Raw genomic sequence first — 25,821 nt, 5'->3', positions numbered from 1 at the left:
GCACACCATGACTGAACGTACTCTTATTCTGATCAAGCCGGACGGCGTTTCCCGCGGTCTGGTCGGCGAAGTTATCTCCCGCATCGAGCGCAAGGGCCTGAAGCTGGTCGCGCTTGACCTCCGTGTTGCTGACGAGGCAACTGCGAAGGAGCACTACGCAGAGCACGTCGATAAGCCGTTCTTTGGTGAGCTGGTTGATTTCATCACCTCTGCACCGCTGGTCGCTGGTGTTATCGAGGGCCCGAACGCAATCGCTGCTTGGCGTCAGCTCGCTGGCGGCACCAACCCGGTTGAGGCCGCAACTCCGGGCTCCATCCGCGGTGACTTCGCACTTGAGGTTGCTAACAACGTTGTTCACGGTTCTGATTCCCCGGAGTCCGCTGAGCGCGAGATTGGTATTTGGTTCCCGAACCTCTAAACGTTGACGGTTCAGCATTGACCCGTAAGCGTTGAACTGGCGCCGAACTGAGCAAGCAATTGTTTGCCGGTCCGGCGCTTTTTGCTTGTCGACGACCGTGGGGTGGCCCTTCAGCGGGCTGTACGTGTGAATGCGGGCACAGGCTGCAAATGTGAAACTGTGCGAGTTTCTGACACTTTCGGCCATTTTTCGAGCTATTTTTGTCATAAACGCAGTCAGTAACTCGGATTGGCCCGCCGCCACCAATGTCGGTGCGCGCCACCTGCTCGATATGTGCGACAATGGACAGCAGCAGTTGTGCCCGGGAGTTCGCTCCGGTGGATGAGATATTCCGCATGTGATCGCTGAATCCCCGAGTCAGCCGGAAGGCCTGCCAATAAGACTTTCATAATTGTTCATCGTTTTCGGCCCTCTATCTGCGCGTATGGTGCAAATGAAGTGGCTGTCGCAACATCGTTGCTCCGCCTGGTTCCCAAGGCCACAACGGATGTAGGCGCACATGGAATGACAAAGAGTGCGCTTCCTGTTGTCGGGTTTTGCGTGGTGGGGTGTCAAGGAGAAACAAATACAGTGGCAAATTTCAGCCAGGATGTTGTCGCTAAGGCACGCGAATTTGATCGCGAGTCGGCGGCTCTGAAAACCCGAGTCCACCACCTGGCCAAGAGCTTGGGGTTGACCTCGAAGGAAACCATCGAAGCTCTGGGACACGCGGGGATTGTTGTAAAGTCCGCTGCGTCCACCATTAATCAAAATCAGCTCGACGCGGTGCTGAATTTCATCGGCGATCATCCAGAGGGTGCCTCGCTTAACGACGGATCCGCTGCGACCAAGCAAACCGGCGAAGAGTCGGCCGCGAAGGAAAAACAGTCGGCAGGTAAGCCGAACGCGGCGGATGAGAAGTCGGACGAGCAAACCGCAGCTAAGTCCGAGAAGAAATCAGCTGCTAAGAAGAGCAGCAAGAAGTCGGCTGCGAAGAAGGCCACAAAGAAGGCCGACCAGAAGGATGCGCCGAAGGCAGAAAAGAAGGCCGACCAGAAGGCAGCTCAGAGCGAAGCGGAGTCGGACGCAGCGCCTGCTGAGGAAGTGACCGAGAAGAAGGACGCCAAGAAGGCCTCGGCTAAAAAATCCTCGGCAAAGCAGAGCGCAGAGAAGCAGACTGAAGAGAAGCAGAGCGACGAGAAGAAGAGCACGACTAAGAAGCGGGCAACGCGTAAGCGGGCTGTGAAGAAGACCGCTGGAGCTCCGGAAGAAACCGCAGCGAAGGACGAGCAGAAGGACTCGAACTCGGTCGTCGAGGAAGCGGTTGAGGCTGTAGTTCAGTCGTCATCGAAGAAGGCTGCAGATAAGAATACTGCCGACACCGTAGCCGAGACCGCTGAGAAAACTTCCGCTGAGAAAGCGTCCGCCGAAGCACCTGCTGCAAAGAGCGCTGCAGTGACCACACGTCGTGGTCGCCGAGTTCGCCGTGCGGTCCGCACGACCAGCGCTCCAGTGGCAGAGGGGACTCGGGAAACTCAGGAAGCGCAAGGACCGCAGGATACACAGGCAACTCAGGGCGAAGCCCTGCAGGACATCGAGCCGCCGATAGTCCCGGAGCCGCCGGTTGCGGAAGAGCAGACCGCGTTTGCGCCTATCTTCCTGGCTCCGCAGGCTGTGCCGGCCACGGCCAAGAATTCGGCCACCGAGGATGCAGCTTCGGCTGACAGCGGTGCCTCCAACCAGGATTCCGATGACAACGCGGGGGAGGGGCAGGACGGCTCGTCGTCAAGCGAAACGGAGCGTCAGCCGCGGCCGCGCCGTCGCCGTCGTGGACGTGGGCGTCGTAATGATGATGCTCAGCAGGCGGAGAAGACCACCGAAAACGCAGAGCGCGAGGAGGCGGAAACCCGCGAGGAGGTCGAAGAGCCACAGGCGATTAAGGGCTCGACTCGCCTGGAGGCGCAGCGCCGTCGCCGTATCGAACGTCGTGAGGAATCGCGCAAGCGCCACGTGATCTCGGAGGCTGAGTTCCTGGCTCGCCGTGAGTCGGTGGAGCGCACGATGGTGGTGCGTGAGCGCAAGCGCCATGACCACGCGGGCATTGTCACTGAGGTGGGTGTGCTGGAAGATGACCTGTTGGTCGAGCACTTCGTTACCTCTGACACGCAGACTACGCAGATCGGCAATATCTACCTCGGTCGCGTGCAGAACGTCCTACCCAGCATGGAAGCGGCGTTCATTGATATCGGAACCGACCGCAACGGTGTCATTTACGTAGGTGACCTGAACTGGAAGCTGCTGGGCACGAAATCGCGTTCGCGCAAGATTGAACACGCGCTGAAGGCCGGCGACCAGATTCTGGTCCAGGTGTCCAAGGATCCGATTGGTCACAAGGGCGCGCGTCTGACCACTCACATTTCGATGGCTGGTCGATTCCTGGTGTACGTGCCGGGCGGCCGAAGCGCGGGTATTTCCCGCAAGCTGCCGGAGCCGGAGCGCAAGCGCCTGAAGTCGATTCTGAGTGAGGTTACGCCGGAGGGCTCGGGCACGATTATTCGCACCGCGGCCGAGGGCGTGTCCAAGGAGGCCATCGAGGCCGACATTAAGCGCCTGGAATCGCAGTGGCAGGAAATCTGGGAAGCCTCCGAGGCGGCGAAGGCGAAGCGCGGGGCAAAGCCGATTGCGCTGTACGAAGAGCCGGACATGCTGGTCAAGGTCGTCCGCGACGTCTTCAACGAGGACTTCTCGCGTCTTGTGGTGGAGGGCGACCGTCCGTGGAACACAGTGACGGACTACATCGGCGACCTGGCACCGGAGCTGGAGCCGCGTCTGCAGCGCTACTTCGCCAAGGAGCACGGCGACGCTGACGTCTTCGAGCACTTCCGCATCGATGAGCAGCTGGCCAAGGCACTCGACCGCAAGGTCTGGCTGCCTTCGGGCGGCACGCTGGTCATCGACCGCACCGAGGCCATGACGGTCATCGACGTCAACACCGGTAAGTTCACCGGTGCTGGCGGAAACCTGGAAGAGACGGTCACTCGCAACAACCTGGAGGCCGCTGAGGAAATCGTCCGCCAGATGCGTCTGCGCGATCTGGGCGGCATGATTGTCGTCGACTTCATCGACATGGTGCTGCCGGAGAACCAGGACTTGGTGCTGCGCCGTCTGAAGGAGGCGCTCGGCCGCGACCGCTCGCGTCACGAGGTCTCCGAGGTCACCTCGCTCGGCCTCGTCCAGATGACGCGCAAGCGTCTGGGCACAGGCCTGCTGGAGACCTTCTCCACGCCGTGTAGCTGCTGTAATGGCCGTGGTCTGATTATCCACATCGACCCGGTCGAGCAGGACAATCAGAGCCGTGGTCACAAGAACGGTCGCCGCAACGAAGAGCAGGGTAAGTCCAAGCGCCGCAACAAGTCGCGCTCGGAGCACAATCCGGCCAACCACCCGGCGGCGCTGGCCATGCACCGCGATCAGGGCGACCAGGCAGGCACTTCCAAGACAACGCTTGACGACGACACGGAAACCAACCAGCGCGATAAGGAGGCAGCCGACAAGCGAGTTGCAGCTGCTGTCGAAGCTGTCATCGTCTCTTCTGGGAACGATGAGCCGAAGCCACCGCGTCGTCGCCGGGTTCGTAAGAGCCAGGGCCGAAACGATGAGCAGCGACAGGACGGCAATGGCCGTCAGGAGCGCCGCGAGCGTGATGAGCAATCGGACAACTCCAATGATCTGGCTGCTCTGGCTGCCGCAGCTGTTGCGGAAGCCCGTGCGAAGGATCCGGAAGAGCCATCGGATGACCGTTACATGCCGCAGGAGGGACAGCGCCGCCGCCGTCGGGCTACGCGTCGCCGGGTAGCGGAGCATGTCGCCGTTGATTCGGCTGCACGCGACGCTGATGACCGCGACGAAGAACATGGCGATCGCCGCAAGCGTTCGGAGCGCCCGACTCGTGCTGAGCGTGCCGAGCGTACCGATAACGGTGGCACCGGTGGAGGCCGTGGCGACGCTGAACGCTCCAGCAGCGCCAGTGCTCGACGTCGCCGTCGTCGCGCTGTTCGCCGTACGGCTGTGAATGAGACCACTGCGCCTCAGGCCGAGTCCCAGGCAGCTTCCACCACAGATGTGCGGGAGCCAGCCGAGGATGACAAGGGCGGCAACGCTAACAAGACCGCCAAGGCTGTGGCCACGGAGTCCCAGACCTATGAGGAGGCCAAGGAGGCGTTCGAGCGTTCCCCACGTCGTCGTCGTCCGACTCGCGGTAACTCCCGCTCGGATCGCGCACCGCGTCGCGAGGACTTCGAGTCCACTAAGCCAAAGGCGGACGCTGAAGGCAGCAAGGGCGGAGATCGTGCAAAAGACAACCACGATGACAGCAACCGCAGCGCCAACCGCAGTGGCGGTGGCCGTCGCTCGGGCAAGTCGCGGGTTGAAGTGGTAGCGGTCCAGGGCACGGGAGCTCGCCGTAATCGCCGTCGGGCGGTGCGCAGGGTCTCGTCGCAAAGCGATGCTGGAGCGACTGCGCCGAAGCAGCGACAGGGCACTTCAAACCGCGCCACTAAGCCAGAGCAGAAGCAGGCTAATCGCGGTGCTGCGGCGACGCAGAAGAAACCGGCCAATCGTCGCCGCCGAGTGCGTCGTGCGGTGCGCCGAAGCGGCCGGAACTAAGTATTAAAAATTTGGAATAAGGCCAGATAGGAGGCTGTTTTTCGTTCCCTAAAGCAGGGGGTGGAAAGTGGCTTCGGAAACTGCCCGAGAAGACCGTGAAAACCAATGGGGGACAGGGTCCTACTCGGGCAGTTTGTAATTTAGGGGGATTTTTCGCTACTCTTGACCAGTCGCTGATTAGTAGGCGTATCTGGTCATGCCCACTGGTGCTTGAGGCGCTGGCGGTAAGGAAACGGCCAGAGCGGGGAAATCTACTCGGATTTGGCTTTCGGGTATGTCCCTGAAGTGTTCTGCACACGCAACTAATCGCAATTCCATTGTCCAGTCAAGGAATTACAAAGATTCCTTGAGTCGAGTTTCTCAGATAAAGGGGTAGCCCTCCTATGTACGCGATCGTCAAGACCGGCGGCAAGCAGTACAAGGTTGCCGAAGGTGACCTCGTCAAGGTCGAGAAGATCGAGGGTGAGCCGGGTTCGTCCGTGGCTCTCACCCCGGTTCTGCTCGTCGATGGCGCAGATGTCATTGCGGATGCCGACAAGCTTGCCAACGTTACCGTTAACGCAGAGATCGTCGAGGCCGTTAAGGGCCCGAAGATCCGCGGCATGCACTACAAGAACAAGACTGGCTACAAGCGCCGCTACGGCCACCGTCAGCCGCTCACTGTTCTGAAGATCACCGGCGTCTCCAAGTAAACCGCCGAAATTCCAATTAGCTTTTCCCTAGGAGAAAATCATGGCTACTAAGAAGGGTGCATCCAGCACCAGCAACGGCCGCGACTCCGAAGCTAAGCGCCTCGGCGTGAAGCGCTTCGGCGGCCAGCAGGTTAAGGCAGGCGAGATTCTCGTTCGTCAGCGCGGTACCTCGTTCCACCCGGGTGAGAACGTTGGCCGTGGCGGCGACGACACTCTCTTCGCTCTGAAGGCAGGCGCAGTCGAGTTCGGTACCCGCCGCAACCGCCGCATTGTCAGCATCGTTGAGAACAACTCCTAAGAACAACCTTCGGTTGTCCACATAGGATTACTGCAACGTTGAATTTGAGGCAGGTTTAACTGCCTTGCAGAAGAGCCGATTCCTTTCCCACTGCGAAAGGTAATCGGCTCTTTTGTTGTTTATGTCCTGTTTCGCGCCGTTAGGTTGCGAGGCAGCGTTTTGTTACCGCCTAGACTTCTGCCCGTCGGCTCGCTTAAATTAGGGCATTACTCCAGGCACTAGAAGATGGCTCTCCGCTCGGAAGTGTGTGTGATTTTATGTCTCGTTTTGTAGATCGTGTCGTGCTGCATTTGCAGGCCGGCGACGGCGGTCACGGCTGTAACTCGGTGCTGCGTGAAAAGTTCAAGCCACTGGGTGGCCCCGACGGCGGTAACGGTGGCCACGGTGGCGACATTGTGCTTGTGGTAGACCCCCAGATCCATACTCTGATGGACTTTCACTTCCACCCCCATATCAAGGCTGCCAACGGTAAGCCGGGCGCTGGCGATCACCGCAACGGCGCTCGTGGTGAGGATCTGGTTCTCGGAGTGCCGGAGGGCACGGTTGTGATGACCGAGGATGGGGAAGTGCTGGCGGACATGACCGGTAAGGGCGCCCGCTTCATTGCCGCTGAGGGCGGTTACGGTGGCCTGGGCAACGCAGCGCTGGCAAACAAGAACCGCCGTGCGCCGGGATTTGCTCTCCTCGGTGAGCCAGGTGAGGCCAAGGATCTTGTCTTGGAGCTCAAATCCATGGCAGACGTTGGACTGGTGGGCTTCCCGTCGGCCGGAAAGTCGTCGCTGGTCAGCACCTTGAGCGCTGCTAAGCCGAAGATTGGTGACTACCCATTTACCACGCTGCAGCCGAACCTGGGTGTAGTCAACGTTGGCTACGAGTCCTTCACCATCGCAGATGTGCCGGGTCTTATCCCGGGGGCTTCTGAAGGCCGTGGACTTGGGTTGGACTTCCTGCGTCACATTGAGCGCTGTGCTGTTCTCGTGCATGTGGTTGACGCTGCTGCTCTGGAGGGCGACCGCGATCCGGTCTCTGACATCAAGGCGTTGGAGACGGAACTCGCCAACTACCAGTCGGTGCTGAAGGCCGACGTGGGGCTTGGGGATCTCGCAGAGCGTCCCCGCGTCATCGTGCTGAACAAGATTGACCTGCCCGATGCTCGCGAAATGATTGACATGCAGCGCGAGGAACTGGAGAAGTTCGGCTGGCCAATTTTTGAGATCTCCACGGTGACGCACGAGGGGCTCAAGGAGCTGACCTACGGCCTGAAGGATCAGATCGCCGCCTACCGCAAGGCGCATCCGTTGCCGACAGAGCAGGAGCCCCGTGCGGTCATCCGTCCGGAAGGGGTGCGTGGCAAAAAGCGCGAAGGCGCGGACTTCACCATCGAACGCGATCCGAATACCCCAGACGGGTTCATTGTGCGTGGGCGTAAGCCGGAGCGCTGGATTAACCAGACGGACTTCGAAAACGACGAGGCAGTCGGCTACTTGGCTGACCGCCTGGCCAAGCTTGGTGTTGAAGATGCCCTGGCAAAGGCTGGGGCAACAGTTGGCTGCCCGGTGACGATTTCCTATCTCACCTTCGAGTGGTACCCGCAGCAGGTCGCGGGCACCGATGACTTCGTGCCGAGTGGTCGTGGTACCGACGATCGTCTCTATGTCAACGAACGCACCAGCGCCGAGCAGCGTAAGCGTGCATCGCAGGCCCGCCGTGGTCTGATTGACGAGTACGATTTCGGGGATGGCGAAGAGGCTATTCGCGACCGGTATTCATAGGCGCGGGCGCCAGCGTCGTCGGCAAGCGAAGACTTCAAACTTGCATTTTGCCATTGATTGTTTAAACAATTATATGGTCAGAATTAAATGAGACCGTCATGTTTTCCATCAGTGAAATGAGTGAGTCAGTTATCCCTTCCGACACCGTTGCCAACGATGTTGACGTCACTGGAGCAGATGTATTAGATGCCCCGGTAGCTACCGCGCCGAAGTCTGAATCGGACGCGCCGATTTCCCGTGAGGAGGTCGACGAGCTGCTTCACGACAATTCCGAGTCCACCGTCGCTGAGATTGAAAAGGCGACTGAGAATTTATCTCCGGGAACCAAAGGCGGTTTCGATTCCGAGACTCGTGAGGCAATTCGGACCGCGAAGCGTGTCGTGGTGAAGATTGGTTCTTCCTCGTTGACCGGATCTGACGGTCGTACCGATCCCGAGCGCATCGACTTCATCGCCGATGCTTTGGAGAAGCGTATGGGCATTAGCGATGTCATCGTTGTGTCCTCCGGTGCGGTGGCATCCGGAATGGGGCCGCTGGGGCTGACTTCGCGTCCCACTGATTTAGCGACCAAGCAGGCGGCTGCGGCTGTGGGGCAGGTGCGCCTGGCACAGGAGTGGGGACGCTCCTTCCTGCGGTATGGTCGCACTTCTGCACAGGTGCTTTTGACCTCGGACGATGCAGGTGTGCGTTCGCGTGCTCGCAACGCCCAGCGCACTATCGACCGCCTGCGCCAGCTGGGCGCGGTGCCAATTGTCAACGAAAACGACACGGTCGCGACCTCGGAGTTCCGCTTCGGCGACAACGACCGCCTCGCCGCGCTGGTCAGTCACCTGGCGTACTGCGATGCATTGATTCTGCTTTCCGACGTCGACGGCCTCTACGACCGCAACCCGGCCGATCCAGGTGCAACCTTTGTGCCGGAGGTGCGCAGCGGTAACGACTTGCGTGGTGTTATCGCTGGTGACGGCGGTGCGCTGGGCACCGGTGGTATGGCCTCGAAGGTCTCTGCCGCACGTCTGGCTTCGCGTGCGGGTGTGCCGGTGTTGCTGACTTCGGCGTCCAACATTGAGCGAGCACTGGACCAAGCAGATGTGGGAACCGCTTTCGCCGCGAAGGACAACCGCCTGAGCGCCTGGAAGTTCTGGATGCTCTACGCAGCGGACAGCTCGGGGCTGCTTCGCCTGGACGCCGGTGCGGTCGACGCCGTAACCCGCATGCGTAAGTCGCTGCTCCCGGTCGGTATTACCTCGGTTGACGGCGAGTTCTCCGCTGGTGACATCGTCGATCTAATCGGTCCTGGTGGTGAGGTCATCGGTCGCGGCGAGGTCAATTATGACTCCGAGGAACTGCTGGGCATGATCGGCTACCACACCGAAGAATTGCCGAATGACATGCAGAAGCCTGTCGTCCATGCCGACTACCTGTCGGATTTCGCTTCCCGCGCTTAGGAGGGTGTTGCGCTGAGAGCTGCAGCGCTTAAAGACGCATACCTCGGCGCGCCCGGATAGAGGTGCCTCGGCAAAGACTGGCCGAGTGCGGACTGGCTGGGGGAGGACTGGCTGAGTGCAGACTGCCTGGGTGAGGAACTTTCGGGCATAATCCTAAGTGTGTTATCGAAGATTATTGGCGTCATCGGCGAGTTGCTCTTGACAGCTGGAGTGCTGGTGGCGCTCTTCGCCTTTTATCTGCTGTACTGGTCTGGTCTTGAGACCGGGAAAGCTCAGCAGCAGGCTCGTGATGAGCTGCAGCAGGCATGGTCCACACCGGCGTCGGCTCCAGCTCCGGCGCCAGAAGGCACGGAGCCAGCTGTTGAGGGCTCCTGGATGCCTGGCTCCGCGGTGGCGTTGATTTCCGCTCCGAAGGCCGGTTTTAGCGATTTTGTCGTATTTGAAGGTGTCTCCCAGGAAGTTTTGCGCAGTGGCCCCGGCCATTATCCGGGCACAGCCCTGCCGGGGCAGGTGGGCAACAGCTCTTACGCCGCTCACCGTGATGGCCACGGAGCTCCCTTTGACAACATTGACCGCCTGCAGACGTGCGATGACATCACCGTAGAGACGCGTGATGCTATTTACCGCTACAAGGTATTGCCGGTCGACGGTATGGCTGGCGCAGGGGAAAGCTTCGACTGCGTGCCAGAAGGAACTAACGTCCCCGAGATTCCCGGCCAGCACATTGTCACTCCGGACCGGGCCGATGTCCTCAATCCGGTCGGTGACGCCACTCTACTTACGCTGACTACCTGCCATCCGCAGTGGGACAACACTCATCGGCTCATTATTCACGCGGTTCTCGCCGGTGTTGAGACCAAGGAGGTCAACTAGATGTACGCAGCTTTTTGGCGATCCCTGCCAGGGCCGTGGTGGGTGAAAGCGATCATCACCATCGTGATTGCCGTCATCGTGTTCCTGCTGTTGATGAATTACATCTTTCCTTGGGCTGCTGAGCTAATTCCCTCAAATGATGTCTCACTCTAGTTATGCTGGTAGGCATGACTGCTCAAACGAACGAAACTGCTAACACCAATCAACAGGGCATTGCCGAGGATTCGGCTCTTAGCCCGGAGCGTGCTGCTGAGCGCGCCGAGGTTTTAGATAAGGCACAGCGTGCCAAGGCTGTCGCGGGAGAGCTGTCGCGCTTTACGTCGGCACGCAAGAACGAGCTCCTGCTGGCCGCAGCAGACGCGCTGGTTGCCCGTACTGAAGAGATTCTGGTGGCCAATGCCAAGGACATCGAGGCCGGTAAGACCCGTGGTTTTAGTGACTCCCTGCTGGATCGCCTGCGTCTTGACGCCGATCGTGTTGAGGGTATTGCCGGTGGGCTTCGTCAGGTTGCGGCTCTGCCGGATCCGGTAGGCGAGGTGCTGCGCGGAAGCACTCTTCCCAACGGCATTAAGCTCTCCCAGGTCAGCGTCCCGCTGGGTGTGATGGGCATGGTCTACGAGGCTCGCCCGAACGTTACTGTCGATGCGTTTGGTCTGGCGCTGAAGTCGGGCAACGTGGCCTTGCTGCGCGGCTCCAAGTCCGCTGTCCATTCCAACACGCAGCTGGTCGCGGTTTTGCGTGAGGTGCTGGCCAACCACGATGCGCCGGAGGACCTTGTCCAGCTGCTGCCGTGTGAGACCCACGATTCAGTGCAGGATCTCATCACAGCTCGCGGCCTGGTTGACGTGGTGATTCCGCGCGGCGGTGCCGGTTTGATTGAGGCCGTTGTGACGAAGGCAACGGTGCCGACCATCGAGACCGGTACCGGTAACTGCCACATCTACATCGATGCCTCCGCCGACGTTGACGAGGCGATTGCGCTGATGATTAACGGCAAGACCCGCCGTCCGAGCGTCTGTAACGCTACTGAAACGGTTCTCATTGACTCGGCGTTGTCCACGCAGGATCAGGTGCGCATTTTGGACGCGCTTGCCGACGCGGGGGTTGCGGTCCACGGCGATGTCGATAACCTGGCGGCCTCTGGGTGGACTGGTGAGGTTATTCCTGCGACGGCGGAAGACTGGTCGGATGAGTACCTCTCGCTAGACATTGCCGCGCGCATTGTCGACGGTGTGGTGGCCGCGACGGATCACATCACTGAGTACTCCTCGGGACACACGGAAGCTATCTCTGCACGTGACTGGGGAGTGTGCCAGGAGTTCGTCGACCGCGTTGATGCCGCCGCCGTCAGCGTCAATGCCTCCACTGCGTTCACCGATGGTGAGCAGTATGGTTTCGGCGCAGAGATTGGTATTTCCACTCAGAAGCTGCACGCCCGTGGCCCGATGGGGCTGCCGGAGTTGACCAGCAGCAAGTGGGTTCTGGCTGGTCGTGGACAGACTCGTCCGTAGTGCCCAGGTAAAGTGCCAGTCATGATTAAGCGCAAGAAAAGTGTGCGGTCGCGAGTACATGCCGCGTTGACAGCAAAGTCGGCGGAAGCGCCGCGGCAGCGCATTGGCGTGATGGGGGGCACTTTTGATCCCATCCACAATGGTCACCTGGTTGCCGCCAGCGAGGTGGCAGATCGTTTTGACCTCGACTTTGTGCTTTTCGTGCCCACGGGTGAACCGTGGCAAAAGCGCGGCCGAAAGGTCTCTCACAGCGAAGATCGCTACCTGATGACGGTCATTGCCACCGCGTCAAACCCGCAGTTTTCGGTCTCGCGGGTTGATATTGACCGGCCGGGTGCGACCTATACCGTCGATACGCTGCGGGATTTGAAGGTCATCTATCCCGACGCGGATCTGTTCTTCATTACCGGTGCCGATGCGCTGCAGAAGATTATGACGTGGCGGGACTGGGAGGAGATGTTCGACGCAGCAACGTTCGTCGGCGTCACTCGCCCAGGAGTTCACCTGCGTGCAGAGGACCTGGAGGGGATTGACGCCTCGCGGTTACACCTCATCGAGATTCCCGCGATGGCTATTTCTTCCACCGACTGTCGAAAGCGGGCGGAGGCAGGACGCCCTGTGTGGTACTTGGTGCCGGATGGCGTGGTCCAGTACATCGCTAAGCGTGGTCTGTACCAGTCTGCTGAGGGCACAGTTGGCTCTGTGGGCCCCGCATCGGTGAACTCGACCTCCGAGGACACGGCGCCGGTGGATGCGGCATCGGTGGATGCGAAGTCCGATACCGACGACTGAAAGTTAGCAAAATCCCGCTGAGACGGTAAGTTACAAGTACAAACGCTGTTTTTCACGACTTTTTTAATCACAAGGAGCTGAAGTCTTTCGTGACTGCACAACCACGCGCCATTGAGCTGGCGACCGCCGCGGCTAAGGCCGCCGATAGCAAAAAGGGTGAGGACGTCGTTGTTCTCGATGTCTCTGGCCCAGTGGTGATTACGGACGCATTCGTCCTGGTCAGTGCTGACAATGAGCGTCTGGTTGCCGCAATCGTCGACGAAATTGAGGACGATCTGCGTGACCTCGGCGCAAAGCCGGTTCGCCGCGAAGGTGTCCGTGAGGGACGTTGGGCGCTGCTGGATTACGGCGACATTGTCGTGCATGTCTTCCGCAGTGAAGAACGCGACTTCTACGGCCTGGATCGACTGTGGCGCGACTGCCCGCGCATCGAGGTCGAAGGCGTCGAGCAGCCGAGCAACGAGGACGGCGAAGATTTCGCCCGCCATGCTCGTTCCATCGACGAGATTCCGCTGGCTGCCGAAAACCCGGACACGGACGAGTTTTAACTGTGGCGGGCTCACGCGAGGCACATGTTGCCGCTCGACGTCGCCTGATTATGCTGCGGCACGGGCAGACGTCGTATAACGCTACCGGTCGCATTCAGGGACAGCTGGACACGCAGCTTTCCGACGTTGGCCGCGAGCAAGCCCGTACTGCGGCGCAGTACCTGGCGGAGGCTGAACCGCGAATCACAAAAATCGTGTCCTCCGACCTGACCCGGGCAGCTGACACCGCCCGCGCGCTAGCTGAGGCCACCGGCGCAGAGTTGAGTTTTGATAAGCGCCTGCGTGAGACCAACCTCGGTGAATGGCAAGAGCGCACCTATGACGAGATTGACTCCGCGTTTCCCGGTATGCGTGACCACTGGCGTCATAACCTCAACTGGGCACCCAAGGGCGGCGAGACCCGCTTTGAGGTCTCCAACCGAATGCTGGCAGTCATTGCTGAGCTAGCAGCTAACCCCGATTGGGAGTCGGACACCTTTGTGCTCGTGTCCCACGGTGGTGCCATTGCTGCCGCTACCGCAGCCCTGCTGCAGCTGCCGCGCGACTATTTCAGCACGTTTAACGGCCTGGGCAACACTGCGTGGGTTGAAATGGAGCAACGCACGCGCGTCAATGGTGAGACCTCTTGGTACTTGAATGCTTTTAATGCGAAGGTTCGCGCGCGGGAGTCGCAGGTTTCTGATTCTTCAGGGGGCCGCCATGCCCGGTGACGGTCGCGTTCGCATTGTTGTCGATGACACCGCGTGCCTGATGCCCGAGGTTGCCCGCAAGCTCGATATCACCGTGGTTCCCATCGGCCATGACATCAATGAAGACGCCGTCACCACGTCGGCAGTCAGTCCGCTGAAGCTGTGCGCCGCGTATGCGCGTGCGCTGGAACGCTCCAACCAGGACGGCTCTGACGCTGGCGTTGTTGCCCTGCATCTTGGCAAAGGAATGTCCGCGACCTGGTCTAATGCTGTCACCGCTGCTGGTGCACTGGACCGCGTGACCGTTATCGACACCGACACCGTAGGGGCTGGAGTCGGTGCCGCTGCCATCGCGGCAGCTAAGGCAGCGAGGGCCGGGGCCAGTCGTGATGAGGTGGCCGATGTAGCCCGTGATGTGCTGCAGCGCTATCGACTCTGGTTGTTTGTACCAAAGCTTGATTCGCTGCGCCGTGGTGGTCGCATCTCCGCGGGCCAAGCGATGCTCTCTACGGCTCTCGCTATCAAGCCCATCGTCGGCATTAAAGATGGCTCACTGGCACTCGTCGCCAAGTGCCGCACAGAAGCGAAGGTCAAGCAGCGGATGGTGGATTTTGCCACGAAGATGGTGCGGTCTGCGTCATCGACGAACCGTCCGCCTGCAGTATTGCTGCATCATTCCGACGCGCTTGACGACGTCCACGAGCTCCAGGCCATGCTTGCCGAAGAGCTACCCGACGATACCCGGTTTAGAATCCTGGATTTGCCGGAGTCGCTTGCTGCTCATGTCGGGCAGGGAGCCTATGCAGTTGGCATGGTTTCCGGTGGCTCGATCGATTCGGATGCCATGGATTTTGAAGCAGAGATGGGAGTAACTGCGCTGCTCCACAGTGTGGAGGAGAGTGACGCGGCTGCTGTTGAAGCTGAGGTTACCGACGCGGTGGAAGATGATTCCGGGAACATAGGCAATTCCGGTGACTCTGCTGACATGGAAGGGGCGGATGGCTCCGTTGGTTCAGCTGAAACTGCTGATACCACTGACTCGGATGAACCAATCACCGATCAGGCTGTGGTGAAGGTAGTTGAGAATCCGGCGGCTAGTCGCAACCGCAATAAGCGTATCCATCGCACAGTCGTGACTAATGAACAGGGAATTCCGCTTTTCACCACGGCTGTTTCTAAATTGCCAACGTGGAGTGAGAACCGCCAAGCAGCCCTGGATAAAGCTGAGCGCCTGGCGAAGGCTATCTCTGATTTGGCGCTGCGCGATAAGTCCGATCCCGAGGGAGCTGTATTTGGCAACGAAGGGGAGAAATCGCAGGAGTCGTCGTCAAGCGACAAGCGTGATGATGACGGCGATGAGACGAAGATATAGCGGCTGAACTGAGCAGATGATGTGACCTGTGGATAACCTCCACAGGTCATTTTTTATCCACAGATGACGCTTCGACAGGTGCTTTCGCGGGAGTGCGGTGTGGGGCGGGGCGCTAGTGTGCGCATTGTGACGAATTTGCGGAATCGGCTGGCGGACTACCTGGAGCCGATTGATCAAGACAAGCGCATGGCGGTGGACTTTTCCGTGCGCCGGACGGTGGTGACGCCGCGGGTGGCGATGGCCGCGTGCATTGTGATTGCGGTGTTGGCCCTGGGAGCAATTGCGGCGGTGTTATGGCCGTCGTCGCCGCAGGTAGAGATGCCAGTGGTGCAGGACGCGGCTGTCGCGGGGACGACACCGGAGACGACCGAAACCTCAGCGGAGACGCCGGGTGGTCCGGGGAAGGAGACTAACGCTCAGGCACAGGCGGGGCCGTTGATTGTGTCGGTGGTGGGGTTGGTCGTGAATCCAGGCGTGGTGGAGGTGCCAGCGGGCGCGCGGGTGGTGGAGGCAATTGAGCGTGCGGGTGGGCTTTTACCGGAGGCTAATCCTGCCAGTGTGAACCTGGCGGCACCGTTGGTTGATGGCCAACAGATTGTGGTCGGGACAGCGCCGTTGCCAGCAGGGACGGCGGAGGGCGGGGCCGATGTTTCTGGCGGTTCTGGCGCCGGTGCTGCAGGCGGGGCTGGCCCGGGCGGCTCGGACGGACAGATCAACATCAACACCGCTACTGCTACTCAGTTGGAGGAATTGCCCGGAATCGGCCCCGCAACGGCGTCCAAAATCATCGACTTTCGAGAAAAGAACGGGCCTTTTGCGAGTATCGACGCACTTGAGGAGGTTCCGGGAATCGGCCCGGCGAAGGTAGAGGCTCTGCGCGATGTCGCCACCGTCTGACCTGCGCGCTCGTGCTGGGCTCGATGTGCGGCTAGTGCCAGCAGCGGTGTTGGCGTGGGCGACTGCGGTGGCAGTGATCATGCGCCCAGAATGGGCGATAGTTGTGGCACCGTGCGCAATCGTGACTGCGGTGGTGCTGCCGTGGGCGTGGCAGCGGTGGTCGTGGCGATGGGGAAGAGGCGCGGTGACATCCGGCTGGCGAGCGATCGCCACTATCCTGGTGCCAGCTGTGTCGGTGGCGAGCGTTGCGGTAGCCACGCGAATCCGCATAGCGCGAGCCCGAGCCCACGAGCTCCATCACGACATTGGCAGGATGGCGAAAGTGCAGTTGCGCCTGGTCACGGAGCCGAAAGCAACCGAATTCGGGGCGAGTGCAAAGGCGCGCATCGAGGGTCTTCCTGGGCAGGTGACGGTTTTTGGCGACGAGTCACTGTTGTCGGTCACGAGAGACACCGTAGTTGAATCCACAGCCGGTATACGTGCGGCCAGCAAACCCTGCATCAGCGGAATCCAGCTGAATCTACGCGGAGATGTTGAGGTCATTGCGCCACCACAGGGGCTTGCCGCTGACGTGAGGCAGCAGCTCTTTGACTCGGCGCAGAATCTCCCCTTTGGCCCCGACCGCCTCATACCCGCCATGGCCATCGGCGATGAGCGCGGTTTCACCCTCGCTGACGGCGACATGATGACTGCTTCCGGGCTTTCACATCTGTCGGCCGTCTCTGGAGCCAACGTTGCACTTGTTGTCGGGGCTGTCGTGGCGGTCTTCTCCTGGGCTGGACCGCGAGTGCGAGTCGCAGTCGCCACGGTTGCCCTGTATGGGTTTGTAGCAATAGTGGGCACAGAACCCTCAGTGCTACGCGCAGTGGTCACCGGCTGCATTGGGCTGTTGGCTATTCTCGTAGGACGAGCTGGCCAAGCGATCGCGGCGCTATCGGCTGGCATTATTGGGTTGATTCTCCTGGCACCAGACCTATCGGTATCAGTGGGCTTCGCCCTCTCGGTCGCAGCCACCGCCGGGCTAGTCCTTCTTGCCGAGCCCCTTGCCAGACGTCTGTCCGCCACCACCGTTATGGGGACTTGGCCCGCCCCAGTAGTTCGCGCCGTCGCCGTATCGATTGCCGCACACGTGGTCACCATGCCCGTATTGGCGCTTCTCATCGGCGAAATCAGCCATATCTCACTGTTGGCGAATCTGCTCGCCGCGCCCGCCGTCGCACCCGTTACTATCGCTGGTTCGCTCGCTGCCGTTGCCGCCGCATTGCATCTCAATTGGCTGGTCAGCGCTCTGCTCTGGTGTGCTGCACCATGCGCGTGGTGGATCTATCAGGTCGCACGCCTTACTGCAGATATCGTCACGCCCGCCACTGGAACGGTCACGTTGGTCGTCTCCTGCACGCTTACACTTACATGCTTGACGACGCTTTGGGCGTGGCCCCGTCTTGCGCTTCGCGCTGGGGCCTGTGCTGCTGTCTTGGCAGCCGGTAGCCATGCCGTTATTTGGGTGTTCGGCCTCGATATTGCGCGTGCCCCACAGGGGTGGAAGCTAGCCGCCTGTGCTGAGAAAAACCAGATTGTTCTCATTCACGCGGGCGCTGTCGAAGGACCCGTCAGCCATGGCGCTTCTGTAGACCGCTCTGCGCGAAATCCGGACAGCAGCTCTGCACCAACCTCGCTCAGCCGGCAGTGCCGAATTGCCCTCAGAATCACCGAGGAAATGACATGGCATGCCCAGGGGCTCGATCCAGCCGTTGATAATCCCACGACAGGAACCGTGGTGGTGGAGTCCCCTTCGTATATCGCTGAGGCCGTGAGCGGCAGAGTTCCCCAAACACGCAGCTCACCGCAGTGGTTTGTCGCCCGCGAGTGTGGTCCGCGCGTGCGAGAAATCGTAATGACCCCCGAGCACATTCCTGTGGTGTGTCCACAGCGAGATGGGCCACAAGCTCTCTATTCGAATGGTGACGTTTGGCGAGGGAGGTGAAATCCGGGCTGTCCCGTAGGCTAGAAATAACAGTCGCAGGAATCAACGCGGAAAAGAGGTCGGGATTGAGCGCCGTCGCACCCGTGAATTTGATTGTGGGCAAAGAGGAGCTGCTGAAAGACCGCGCCCGCCTCGCCATTGTCGCTGCCGTCCGCGCGCAGGCAGCAACGGAGTCCGATCCGGGCGGACGCTCGGTGCCTGTGACCACCATCCGCGCAGGGGACATGACCACTGTCGATGCCGTGGAGCTCTTCAGCCCCTCGTTGTTTGGGGATGACCGCATTGTGGTTGTCACCGACTGCCAGGATGCGGGTAAAGAACCCGCCAAGCTGTTGATGGATTCTGTTAAAGATCCCGCGCCGGGCATCACGTTGATTCTCCTTCACACCGGTGAGGGACGTCAGAAGAAGATGGTGGCTGACCTGCGTAAGCTAGGCGTCCGCTTTTTCGAAGCACAACCGCTCAAGAGAAACGACTTGCCCGGTTTCGTCGGCGAAGAGTTTGCTGCACACGGGGTTAAGGTGCGTCGCGACGTCATTGATACCGTCCTGGATGCGGTCGGTTCGGACCTCCGCGAGTTGGCCACTGCCATTTCCCAGCTCTGTGCAGATACTGCGGGCAAGGTCACCTCGGAAGCAGTTCGCACCTACTACGGCGCGTCGGCGGAGGTCTCGGGCTTTGAGATTGCCGAGCTAGCACTGCGCGGTCGCGGTGGGGAAGCGTTGGCCAAGATGCGTCGTGCCTTGCAGCTGGGCATGGCACCGGCACTGCTGTCGGCTGCAATCACGGGAATGGTCGGTGATGTAGCTCGGCTCCACGGCGCGCGTGGTGTCAATGCGCGTAGAGATGCCCACCGCTATGGCATGCCGCCGTGGAAGTTGGAGAAAACACAGCGGTTAGCTTCAGCCTGGTCAACCCCTGCGGTTGCTCGCGCTGTGGTTGTCGCGGCACAGCTGGATGCGGACACGAAGGGAGCCTCGTCGACACCGGAGCTGTCGCTGGAACAGTCGGTGCTTCGTATCGCGGAGCTGGCGTATTCGTCCCATCGGCGTTAAATAGTTCGGGTCCCCGTGGGAGCTTCAGTTCAGTGACTTGCCTCGATACTTAGCCGCATTTACGTCACGTTGATTCTTCGCTATGCGAGCTCGAAGGAAGATGCAGCCGGGTTAGACAGCGTGTCCTGAACCGGGCAGTGGGATTCGACAAAGTCGAGGAGTGCAACTAGTTCTTCCCTCGTGTTGTCGGCATCAATGTGGAAGCGGGTGTGGATCTCGGAGAAACCAATCTTTGCCTCCGGGGTCTTCCCCATGAATCCGTCTGGGTCGAGCACACCAGAGCATTCAACCTTGACATCGTTGAGCTTGATGCCCTGGGCAGCGGCGAATGAGCGGACGACGATGCACTTGCAGGCGCCGAGGGCTCCGAGCAGCGCCTCGACCGGGTTCATGCCCTTGTTGGTTCCCCCGAGGTCAGTCGGCTCGTCCAGGGTGAAGCTCATGTCGCGAGAGGTCACCGTGGTTTCGAGGTTGGTAGGGGCGTGCGCAACGGTCGTGAAAGTTGTCTTCGGCATGAGTTTCCTTCCTGTAGAAATTGTGCTGTCCGCATGTGCTGGCCGCAGGTTGGTGTGCTGGAACCGAAGCGATGGAAATCAACAACCAACAGTGTGGGAGGCGGGGTCCACGGCCAGCCCAACGGGCTGCAAATGTGAAACTGTGTAAGTTTATAGCACTTTCAAGCCATTTTTCAGGCCATTTTTGTCATAAACGCAGTCAGTAACTCGCATCGGCCCGCCGTCGCCAAACATAAACGCAGTCAGTAACTCGCATTGGGATTAAATAAGAAAAACCGCCTCCCGCCACATTCCGAATTGAAAATCGGAAAATAGCAGAAAGCGGTTAACTTTCACGGTGCAAGCGCGGCGTAAAAGCAGTGCTCGCACGACGCAAGCGCAGCGCTGAAACAGCCGCTGCAACAGCACAGCTCACAGCGCCAAAAGGGAATTAGCCCTCCAGCTTGTTGAAAGCCTTAGCCATACCGGACTTCTTGTTAGCCGCAGTGTTGCGGTGGAAGACGCCCTTGGTGACAGCCTTGTCCAGCTTGCGGGATGCAACGCGCAGCTGAGCCTCAGCAGCAGCCTTGTCGCCAGCCTCAACAGCAGCCTTGAACTTGCGGATCTCAGTGCGGACTGCAGAGCGGATTGCCTGGTTACGCAGGCGAGCCTTCTCGTTGGTCTTGTTGCGCTTGATCTGGGACTTGATATTTGCCATCGTGAATACCTCTTGTATCCGTAGTAGTTGGAATTGTTACCGCCCGCCACCAAGAAAAGTCCTGATCACAGTGCATATCATGCTGTACAATCATCGCCGGTCAAACTAATCAACCAGCGAGATCACACCGCGCACTGCGCTTGTACGACGATGAAAACGCGAACCCAAGGTCCTGCCCGCGCTCGCCGTAAAGGAACACAACGGTAAACAACTTGCAGAATCTTAGCAAACAGCGCTGCCTAATACCAGCCACTGCCTAATTCCAGCCGTAGTCCCCGCGCAGTCGGGCGGCGATGAGCTCGAAGCGCCTGCGGGGCATCATCGCACCTGCGCGGCGAATGCCTGATTCCGGGATGAGCAAGATGCGGTCCATGCGAACCCAGGATGGCTTGGGGTCTTCATTCCAGAACCCGCTGCCGATAAACTGCCACTCCGGTTGCTCGCTGTGCTCGGTGCGAGTGGAAATCAGCATGCCCAGAAGGTACTGGTCATGGCGGCCAACCACGACAACTGCGCGCTCCCGCAAGGCGGCGTCTTCGCCTTCGAGTTGCAATGGAATCCACACCACTTCGCCGGGGTCGGCTTGGCCATCCATGTCGGGGCTGTACACGATCGTGCGGGCTAGTTCCGCGGTTGGACGCGCGATGGTCACCGGGTCTCGCAGGCGAAGTAGGGCCTCCTTGGACTCGTCGGAAAGCGAGGTGTCCTGAGCGAGCCCAAGTTGCGTGTTGAGCTTAAACAGCGCCTCATCGAGTGTGTCGGGGCCGCGGAACCACTCGGTACCGGCGAAAAGACGCGCGCTGATGCGATTACGCAGGCGGCGTGGCCAGCTTTCGCGTTCATTTTGATCGGTGGACGAAGTGGAGCTCATGAAATCTAAGTCTAGAGGTTTAGTGCGGAGGGAATCGATAGGTAAGATTGTGCGTGATTGTATTTAAGCCCGGCTGGTCGGTTTTCGAGGCCGGCGCATATGGGTCGGCCAACGCCGCGCCCCAATGCCCATAACGTCTTTATTTTTCGGAGTAGACCCAACGTGACCAAGAATTTTGCGGAGCAGACTTTTACGGACCCTTCACGGATTCGAAATTTCTGCATCATTGCGCACATTGACCACGGTAAGTCCACCCTGGCGGACCGAATTCTGCAGCTCTCGGGTGTTGTCGAGGCGCGCGACATGCGCGATCAGTACCTCGACAACATGGATATTGAGCGCGAACGAGGCATTACCATTAAGGCTCAGAACGTGCGCCTGCCGTGGGTTCCGCGCACAGGTAAGCACGCAGGCGAAGAAATCGTCCTGCACCTGATTGATACGCCGGGTCACGTTGACTTCACCTACGAAGTCTCGCGTGCGCTGGAGGCGTGTGAAGGCGCAATTCTGCTGGTCGACGCTGCTCAAGGCATCGAAGCGCAGACACTGGCCAACCTGTACCTGGCCATGGAAAATGACCTGGAAATCATCCCGGTACTGAACAAGATTGACCTTCCAGCCGCGGATCCGGATAAATACGCGGAGGAAATTGCGCACATCATCGGCTGTGAACCGGAAGATGTCATGCGTGTTTCGGGCAAGACAGGTGAGGGCGTTGAGGAAATGCTCGACCGTGTCTGTGAGCTCATTCCAGCGCCGGTCGGCGACCCGGAGGCACCTGCCCGTGCGCTGATTTTTGACTCGGTCTACGACACCTACCGCGGTGTGGTCACCTACATCCGTGTTGTTGATGGTCAGCTCAAGCCGCGTGAAGTCATTCAGATGATGTCCACCGGCACCAAACACGAGCTGTTGGAAATCGGCGTCGTCTCACCGCAGCCGAAGAAGTGTAAGGGTCTTGGCGTCGGCGAGGTCGGTTACCTCATCACTGGTGTGAAGGACGTTCGTCAGTCCAAGGTTGGTGATACCGTCACGCTGAACGCCACGCCGGCGGAGGAGCCGCTGGAAGGCTACGAAGAGCCAAAGCCGATGGTCTACTCCGGCCTGTTCCCGATCTCTCAGGCTGACTATCCCGACCTGCGTGATGCGTTGGAAAAGCTTCAGCTTAACGACGCTTCGTTGACATTCGAACCGGAGACCTCGGTGGCCCTTGGTTTTGGTTTCCGCGGTGGCTTCCTGGGCTTGCTGCACATGGAGATTACCCGCGCCCGCCTAGAGCGCGAGTTTGACCTGGATCTGATTTCGACGGCCCCGAACGTTGTCTACCGAGTTGTCACCGAGGACGGCTCTGAGGTCACCGTTCACAACCCGAGTGACTGGCCGGAGGGCAAGCTCCGCGAAATTTACGAGCCGATGGTCAAGTGCACCATCGTTGTGCCGAGTGAATTCGTTGGCCCCACCATGGAGCTGTGCCAGCAGAAGCGCGGCGAAATGGGCGGTATGGACTACCTGTCCGAGGATCGCGTGGAGCTGCGTTACAAGATGCCACTGGGTGAGATCATCTTCGACTTCTTCGACATGCTGAAGTCCCGCACTAGGGGTTATGCTTCGCTGAACTACGAAGACGCCGGCGAGCAGATTGCGGACCTGGTCAAGGTGGACATTCTCCTGCAGGGCGAGGCTGTCGATGCGTTCTCCGCGATCGTCCACCGCGACAACGCCCAGTGGTACGGCAACAAGATGACCAAGAAGCTGCGCGAGCTAATCCCCCGCCAGCAGTTCGAGGTCCCGGTTCAGGCGGCAATCGGTTCGAAGATTATCGCCCGCGAGAACATCCGTGCACTGCGCAAGGACGTTCTTGCCAAGTGTTACGGCGGCGACATTTCCCGTAAGCGCAAGTTGCTGGAGAAGCAGAAGGCCGGTAAGAAGCGTATGAAGAACATCGGTTCGGTCTCGGTGCCTCAGGAAGCATTCGTGGCTGCGCTGTCGACCGACGAGGGCGGTAAGTAGAGGGGAAACTGCATGCCACGGAAGCGGAAGAAACTGGTCGAGGACTTCGAAGAGCTGCTCGAAGCCGGTGACATGGATGCGCTGAAGGCCGTCTATGACGCTTGCGCACTCAACGCAGTTTTCGGATACAGCAAGGACACTGCACTAGCGCTCCGTGGCACCCCGCCGGAGCTCATGCGCTGGCTAATCGACCAGGGAATCGACGTCAACACCGAGAACCGCTTCGGTAAAACCGCCCTGGCAGAGCACGCAAGCCGGGGCGATACCGACAAGATGAAAGTCCTGCTCGAATGCGGTGCTGACATCGAAGCTGGCAAACACTGGCCTCTATTCCAGGCAGCGAAGAGCCATCAGCCCAAGGCCATTGCGTTGCTGTTGGAAAATGGCGCTGACCTTCACCGCGAGAACCGCCTCGGTCACGGCCGGACAGCGTTCAAAGAGGCCGTCGCTACCGCCGATATCGATTCCCTCAGTCGAGTCCTAGCGAGTATCGAGGTGCTCCTGGACGCGGGTTCGGAAATCGACGACGAAGCTCGCGAAGAGTTCACTAAGTTCGGTCGCCGCTACAACCGCCTGTCAGACAAGCAGCGCGACAAGTACCAGCCAGTCATGGATCGACTATATGAGCGCATCGGTGCTGACCGCCCGCAGGAAATCACGCCTCACGACGGCCACAGCGACATTATTGTCCCCGCAGACAAGTCGATCAACGGCCAGTTCCGATACCTCTGGAACTACCTGGTGCCGGGTGGTGGCCCAGCCGCGACTGTGCAGGGCGAAGTTATCCGCATCGTGGGCCGGCTCGGGTACGAAGCGCTGGAGATGGGCTACGTCAACTGGGACGAAGACTATGCCAAGATGATCGACTTCTGGCTGGAGACGGTTGGGGCCGCCGAGGATGCCATGGCCGTCGTAAAGCAGCGCAAAGCTGGTGAGGCGGACATTGATGCGCTGACGGAGGCGACAATCGAGTGGGTTACAGAGCACCCGCAGCCGATTGCGTTGGGCGAGGTCCCGTACCGGCGCTAACTCCCAAGAAGCTAACCCCGGTTTGGTGTTAAAAATCTGTTAATGGTTAGCCACTGCATCAATCGGTAGTGTCAGCCGATATCTTTGATGGGTGGAATCCGTATACCTAACAGCAATACTGTTTTCGATTATCGGCGGACTCGGTGCGTCGTTGCTTCGGCTGCCGCCGCTGATTGGTTTCCTTGGGGCCGGTTTTGCCGTTCATGCAATGGGGCTTGAGGAAATCCCGTTCATTGATTCGCTGGCCGAGCTTGGTGTTACCACCTTGCTGTTCACAATCGGTCTGAAGCTAAATCCGAAGGATATCGTGGCGCCACGAGTGGTCTTTTCGGGGCTTGGCCACGCGTTTTTAAACACGGTAGTTTTTGCCGTGCTGTTCGGTGTCGCCAGTTTCTTGCCGCTGCGTGAGCTCACGGGACTGTCGGTGACCGCGCTAATTTACATCGGCATCGCGACTTCATTTTCGTCGACGGTGTTTGTGATGAGCCACTTGGAGGAGCAGAACCGCGGTGCTTCGGCCATCGGACGTATCGCGATTGGTGTACTCATTCTGCAGGACATCATTGCGGTCGGCGTGCTGGTGGCATCGTCGGGTAAGACCCCGGAGCTGTGGGCGCTGGCGCTGCCACTATTGTTCTTCATTCGCCCGCTGGCGGCGCGGCTTCCCAACCGCATGTTCCGCACTGAGCTGCTGGTTCTCACCGGTATTGGTATTGCAGTGGCTTCTTACTCGGCTTTCGAACTGGCAGGGCTCTCTGGCTCGCTGGGGTCCCTGGTCGCCGGTATTCTGCTGTCTTCGCACCCAATTTCTGACCGTCTGTCGGAAGCACTGATTAGTATTCGTGAGCTACTGCTGGTCGCGTTCTTTATCGAGATTGGTCTCGGTGGTCTGCCAAGCGCGGGCGGCTACGTCATCGCTGCGATTATGGTGCTGTTCCTGGTGTTCAAGGCCACTATCTTCATCTGGATTCTCAAGCGCATGGGACTGTCGCTGCGCACGAGTGCGCTGGCGGGGCTGACGTTGAGTAACTACTCGGAGTTCGGCCTAATTGTGATGGCGGCGGCGACGCAACAGGACATTCTGCCGGAAGAATGGACCTCGATTATGGCAGTCGCCGTGGCGGGTAGCTTCATTGCCAGCTCGCTGATGGCCCCGCACGAAGACAAGATTGTCAGCTTCCTGCAGAAGTTCGTCCCAGAAACCCCAGAGGACCGCCTGGTGCCAGAAGAGGCAAAGGTCATTATTGATAACGCTGATGCTCTCATCATGGGTATGGGGCGAGTCGGCGTTGGTGTCTACGGCAGGTTGGTCAACGAGTACGGCATGAACGTCTTCGGTGTTGATTTCGACGAGGATCGCATCGAAGAGCTGCGCGAGCAGGGCTACCAGGTCATCCCAGGCGATGTGACAGACCCAGAGCTCTGGCACCACATCGAGTTGGAGAAGAAACCAGCGCTGTACGTGTTGGCGCTGTCTGAGCACGCTGAGACCTACGCGATGATTCAGAACATCCGTAAGCAGGACACCGAAGCCGTGGTTGCTACCACCACTAAGGTGCAGAGGTTTAAGGATCAGCTTCTCAACGTTGGTGCTGACATGGCCGTCTACCTCTACGACGGTGCTGGCGAGGAGCTCGCCGACCGTGCAGTGGAGACGCTTAAGCAGCGGTCTTAGTCGCATCCGTTAAATACGGCAAACAACAAGC

22 protein-coding genes are annotated in these 25,821 nt (G+C 59.5%); 19 read left to right on the top strand and 3 right to left on the bottom strand.

Annotated features, from left to right (window positions below; translation table 11 throughout):
- The first annotated feature begins 7 nt into the window (after positions 1-7).
- The 16 genes from ndk to holA all read left to right on the top strand — a co-directional run bounded on the left by ndk (position 8) and on the right by holA (position 18,993).
- A complete protein-coding gene (ndk, locus tag I6J19_RS10635; RefSeq protein ID WP_038629458.1) occupies positions 8-418 on the top strand; it encodes a nucleoside-diphosphate kinase in 411 nt (136 codons plus the stop codon).
- Positions 419-988: 570 nt separating this feature from the next.
- The gene (locus I6J19_RS10630) at positions 989-5,062 is read left to right on the top strand and encodes a translation initiation factor IF-2 N-terminal domain-containing protein (protein ID WP_038628108.1); all 4,074 of its coding nucleotides are present in this window, start codon (positions 989-991) and stop codon (positions 5,060-5,062) included.
- Between the two features lie 383 nt (positions 5,063-5,445).
- Positions 5,446-5,754: a 50S ribosomal protein L21 gene (gene rplU, locus I6J19_RS10625; protein WP_038628111.1), complete on the top strand. Its 309-nt coding sequence runs from the start codon at positions 5,446-5,448 to the stop codon at positions 5,752-5,754.
- 40 nt (positions 5,755-5,794) lie between these two features.
- Positions 5,795-6,052, top strand: a complete 258-nt coding sequence (rpmA, locus tag I6J19_RS10620; RefSeq protein ID WP_016422312.1) for a 50S ribosomal protein L27 — start codon at positions 5,795-5,797, stop codon at positions 6,050-6,052.
- 257 nt (positions 6,053-6,309) lie between these two features.
- On the top strand, positions 6,310-7,824 hold the full coding sequence (gene obgE, locus I6J19_RS10615; RefSeq protein ID WP_038628113.1) for a GTPase ObgE: 1,515 nt from the start codon (positions 6,310-6,312) through the stop codon (positions 7,822-7,824).
- A 98-nt stretch (positions 7,825-7,922) separates the two neighbouring features.
- Entirely contained in the window at positions 7,923-9,272 is a 1,350-nt protein-coding gene (gene proB / locus I6J19_RS10610; protein ID WP_049182044.1) for a glutamate 5-kinase, read from the top strand.
- A 159-nt stretch (positions 9,273-9,431) separates the two neighbouring features.
- The gene (locus I6J19_RS10605) at positions 9,432-10,145 is read left to right on the top strand and encodes a class E sortase (protein ID WP_038628118.1); all 714 of its coding nucleotides are present in this window, start codon (positions 9,432-9,434) and stop codon (positions 10,143-10,145) included.
- The gene (locus tag I6J19_RS10600; protein WP_038628121.1) at positions 10,146-10,298 is read left to right on the top strand and encodes a hypothetical protein; all 153 of its coding nucleotides are present in this window, start codon (positions 10,146-10,148) and stop codon (positions 10,296-10,298) included. It begins immediately after the preceding gene.
- A 14-nt stretch (positions 10,299-10,312) separates the two neighbouring features.
- Positions 10,313-11,656: a glutamate-5-semialdehyde dehydrogenase gene (locus I6J19_RS10595; protein ID WP_235191232.1), complete on the top strand. Its 1,344-nt coding sequence runs from the start codon at positions 10,313-10,315 to the stop codon at positions 11,654-11,656.
- 21 nt (positions 11,657-11,677) lie between these two features.
- Positions 11,678-12,448, top strand: a complete 771-nt coding sequence (gene nadD / locus I6J19_RS10590) for a nicotinate-nucleotide adenylyltransferase (RefSeq protein ID WP_049182052.1) — start codon at positions 11,678-11,680, stop codon at positions 12,446-12,448.
- An 89-nt stretch (positions 12,449-12,537) separates the two neighbouring features.
- Entirely contained in the window at positions 12,538-12,996 is a 459-nt protein-coding gene (gene rsfS, locus I6J19_RS10585) for a ribosome silencing factor (protein ID WP_038628124.1), read from the top strand.
- A 2-nt stretch (positions 12,997-12,998) separates the two neighbouring features.
- The gene (locus I6J19_RS10580; RefSeq protein WP_038628127.1) at positions 12,999-13,706 is read left to right on the top strand and encodes a histidine phosphatase family protein; all 708 of its coding nucleotides are present in this window, start codon (positions 12,999-13,001) and stop codon (positions 13,704-13,706) included.
- The gene (locus I6J19_RS10575; RefSeq protein ID WP_038628128.1) at positions 13,696-15,057 is read left to right on the top strand and encodes a DegV family protein; all 1,362 of its coding nucleotides are present in this window, start codon (positions 13,696-13,698) and stop codon (positions 15,055-15,057) included. Before I6J19_RS10580 ends, I6J19_RS10575 begins: the two co-directional genes overlap by 11 nt.
- A gap of 126 nt (positions 15,058-15,183) precedes the next feature.
- Complete coding sequence (locus tag I6J19_RS10570) at positions 15,184-15,954, top strand: ComEA family DNA-binding protein (protein WP_235191233.1); 771 nt, start codon at positions 15,184-15,186, stop codon at positions 15,952-15,954.
- A complete protein-coding gene (locus I6J19_RS10565; RefSeq protein ID WP_038628135.1) occupies positions 15,938-17,938 on the top strand; it encodes a ComEC/Rec2 family competence protein in 2,001 nt (666 codons plus the stop codon). The genes I6J19_RS10570 and I6J19_RS10565 overlap by 17 nt, the downstream gene beginning before the upstream one ends.
- A 65-nt stretch (positions 17,939-18,003) precedes the next feature.
- Positions 18,004-18,993: a DNA polymerase III subunit delta gene (gene holA / locus I6J19_RS10560; RefSeq protein WP_235191234.1), complete on the top strand. Its 990-nt coding sequence runs from the start codon at positions 18,004-18,006 to the stop codon at positions 18,991-18,993.
- An 80-nt stretch (positions 18,994-19,073) separates the two neighbouring features.
- On the opposite strand, the gene I6J19_RS10555 is transcribed toward holA, so the two are convergent.
- The 3 genes from I6J19_RS10555 to I6J19_RS10545 form a co-directional block, all read right to left on the bottom strand.
- A complete protein-coding gene (locus tag I6J19_RS10555) occupies positions 19,074-19,508 on the bottom strand; it encodes an OsmC family protein (protein WP_038628140.1) in 435 nt (144 codons plus the stop codon).
- Between the two features lie 430 nt (positions 19,509-19,938).
- Entirely contained in the window at positions 19,939-20,205 is a 267-nt protein-coding gene (rpsT, locus tag I6J19_RS10550; RefSeq protein WP_038628143.1) for a 30S ribosomal protein S20, read from the bottom strand.
- Between the two features lie 256 nt (positions 20,206-20,461).
- The gene (locus I6J19_RS10545; RefSeq protein WP_038628145.1) at positions 20,462-21,076 is read right to left on the bottom strand and encodes a type II toxin-antitoxin system PemK/MazF family toxin; all 615 of its coding nucleotides are present in this window, start codon (positions 21,074-21,076) and stop codon (positions 20,462-20,464) included.
- A gap of 162 nt (positions 21,077-21,238) precedes the next feature.
- Here I6J19_RS10545 and lepA point away from each other — a divergent pair, with 162 nt between their 5' ends.
- From lepA to I6J19_RS10530, 3 genes are all read left to right on the top strand, one after another.
- The gene (gene lepA / locus I6J19_RS10540; protein WP_038628148.1) at positions 21,239-23,086 is read left to right on the top strand and encodes a translation elongation factor 4; all 1,848 of its coding nucleotides are present in this window, start codon (positions 21,239-21,241) and stop codon (positions 23,084-23,086) included.
- Between the two features lie 12 nt (positions 23,087-23,098).
- Complete coding sequence (locus I6J19_RS10535; RefSeq protein ID WP_038628151.1) at positions 23,099-24,115, top strand: ankyrin repeat domain-containing protein; 1,017 nt, start codon at positions 23,099-23,101, stop codon at positions 24,113-24,115.
- A 91-nt stretch (positions 24,116-24,206) separates the two neighbouring features.
- Positions 24,207-25,790 carry a cation:proton antiporter family protein gene (locus I6J19_RS10530; protein ID WP_005511540.1) on the top strand — a complete coding sequence of 528 codons (1,584 nt, stop codon included), beginning with the start codon at positions 24,207-24,209 and terminating at the stop codon, positions 25,788-25,790.
- Positions 25,791-25,821 lie beyond the last annotated feature (31 nt).

The sequence above is a fragment of the Corynebacterium amycolatum genome (assembly GCF_016889425.1).
Taxonomy (GTDB): domain Bacteria; phylum Actinomycetota; class Actinomycetes; order Mycobacteriales; family Mycobacteriaceae; genus Corynebacterium; species Corynebacterium amycolatum.
The sequence above is the reverse complement of the archived record's forward strand: the minus strand, read 5'-3'. Positions and strand labels throughout refer to the sequence as shown.

Coding starts and splice junctions, on each gene's coding strand:
- ndk (WP_038629458.1), top strand. CDS start 8: ATGACTGAACGTACTCTTATTCTGATCAAGCCGGACGGCGTTTCCCGC.
- rplU (WP_038628111.1), top strand. CDS start 5,446: ATGTACGCGATCGTCAAGACCGGCGGCAAGCAGTACAAGGTTGCCGAA.
- rpmA (WP_016422312.1), top strand. CDS start 5,795: ATGGCTACTAAGAAGGGTGCATCCAGCACCAGCAACGGCCGCGACTCC.
- obgE (WP_038628113.1), top strand. CDS start 6,310: ATGTCTCGTTTTGTAGATCGTGTCGTGCTGCATTTGCAGGCCGGCGAC.
- proB (WP_049182044.1), top strand. CDS start 7,923: ATGTTTTCCATCAGTGAAATGAGTGAGTCAGTTATCCCTTCCGACACC.
- I6J19_RS10600 (WP_038628121.1), top strand. CDS start 10,146: ATGTACGCAGCTTTTTGGCGATCCCTGCCAGGGCCGTGGTGGGTGAAA.
- I6J19_RS10595 (WP_235191232.1), top strand. CDS start 10,313: ATGACTGCTCAAACGAACGAAACTGCTAACACCAATCAACAGGGCATT.
- nadD (WP_049182052.1), top strand. CDS start 11,678: ATGATTAAGCGCAAGAAAAGTGTGCGGTCGCGAGTACATGCCGCGTTG.
- I6J19_RS10575 (WP_038628128.1), top strand. CDS start 13,696: ATGCCCGGTGACGGTCGCGTTCGCATTGTTGTCGATGACACCGCGTGC.
- I6J19_RS10565 (WP_038628135.1), top strand. CDS start 15,938: ATGTCGCCACCGTCTGACCTGCGCGCTCGTGCTGGGCTCGATGTGCGG.
- I6J19_RS10555 (WP_038628140.1), bottom strand. CDS start 19,508: ATGCCGAAGACAACTTTCACGACCGTTGCGCACGCCCCTACCAACCTC.
- rpsT (WP_038628143.1), bottom strand. CDS start 20,205: ATGGCAAATATCAAGTCCCAGATCAAGCGCAACAAGACCAACGAGAAG.
- I6J19_RS10545 (WP_038628145.1), bottom strand. CDS start 21,076: ATGAGCTCCACTTCGTCCACCGATCAAAATGAACGCGAAAGCTGGCCA.
- I6J19_RS10535 (WP_038628151.1), top strand. CDS start 23,099: ATGCCACGGAAGCGGAAGAAACTGGTCGAGGACTTCGAAGAGCTGCTC.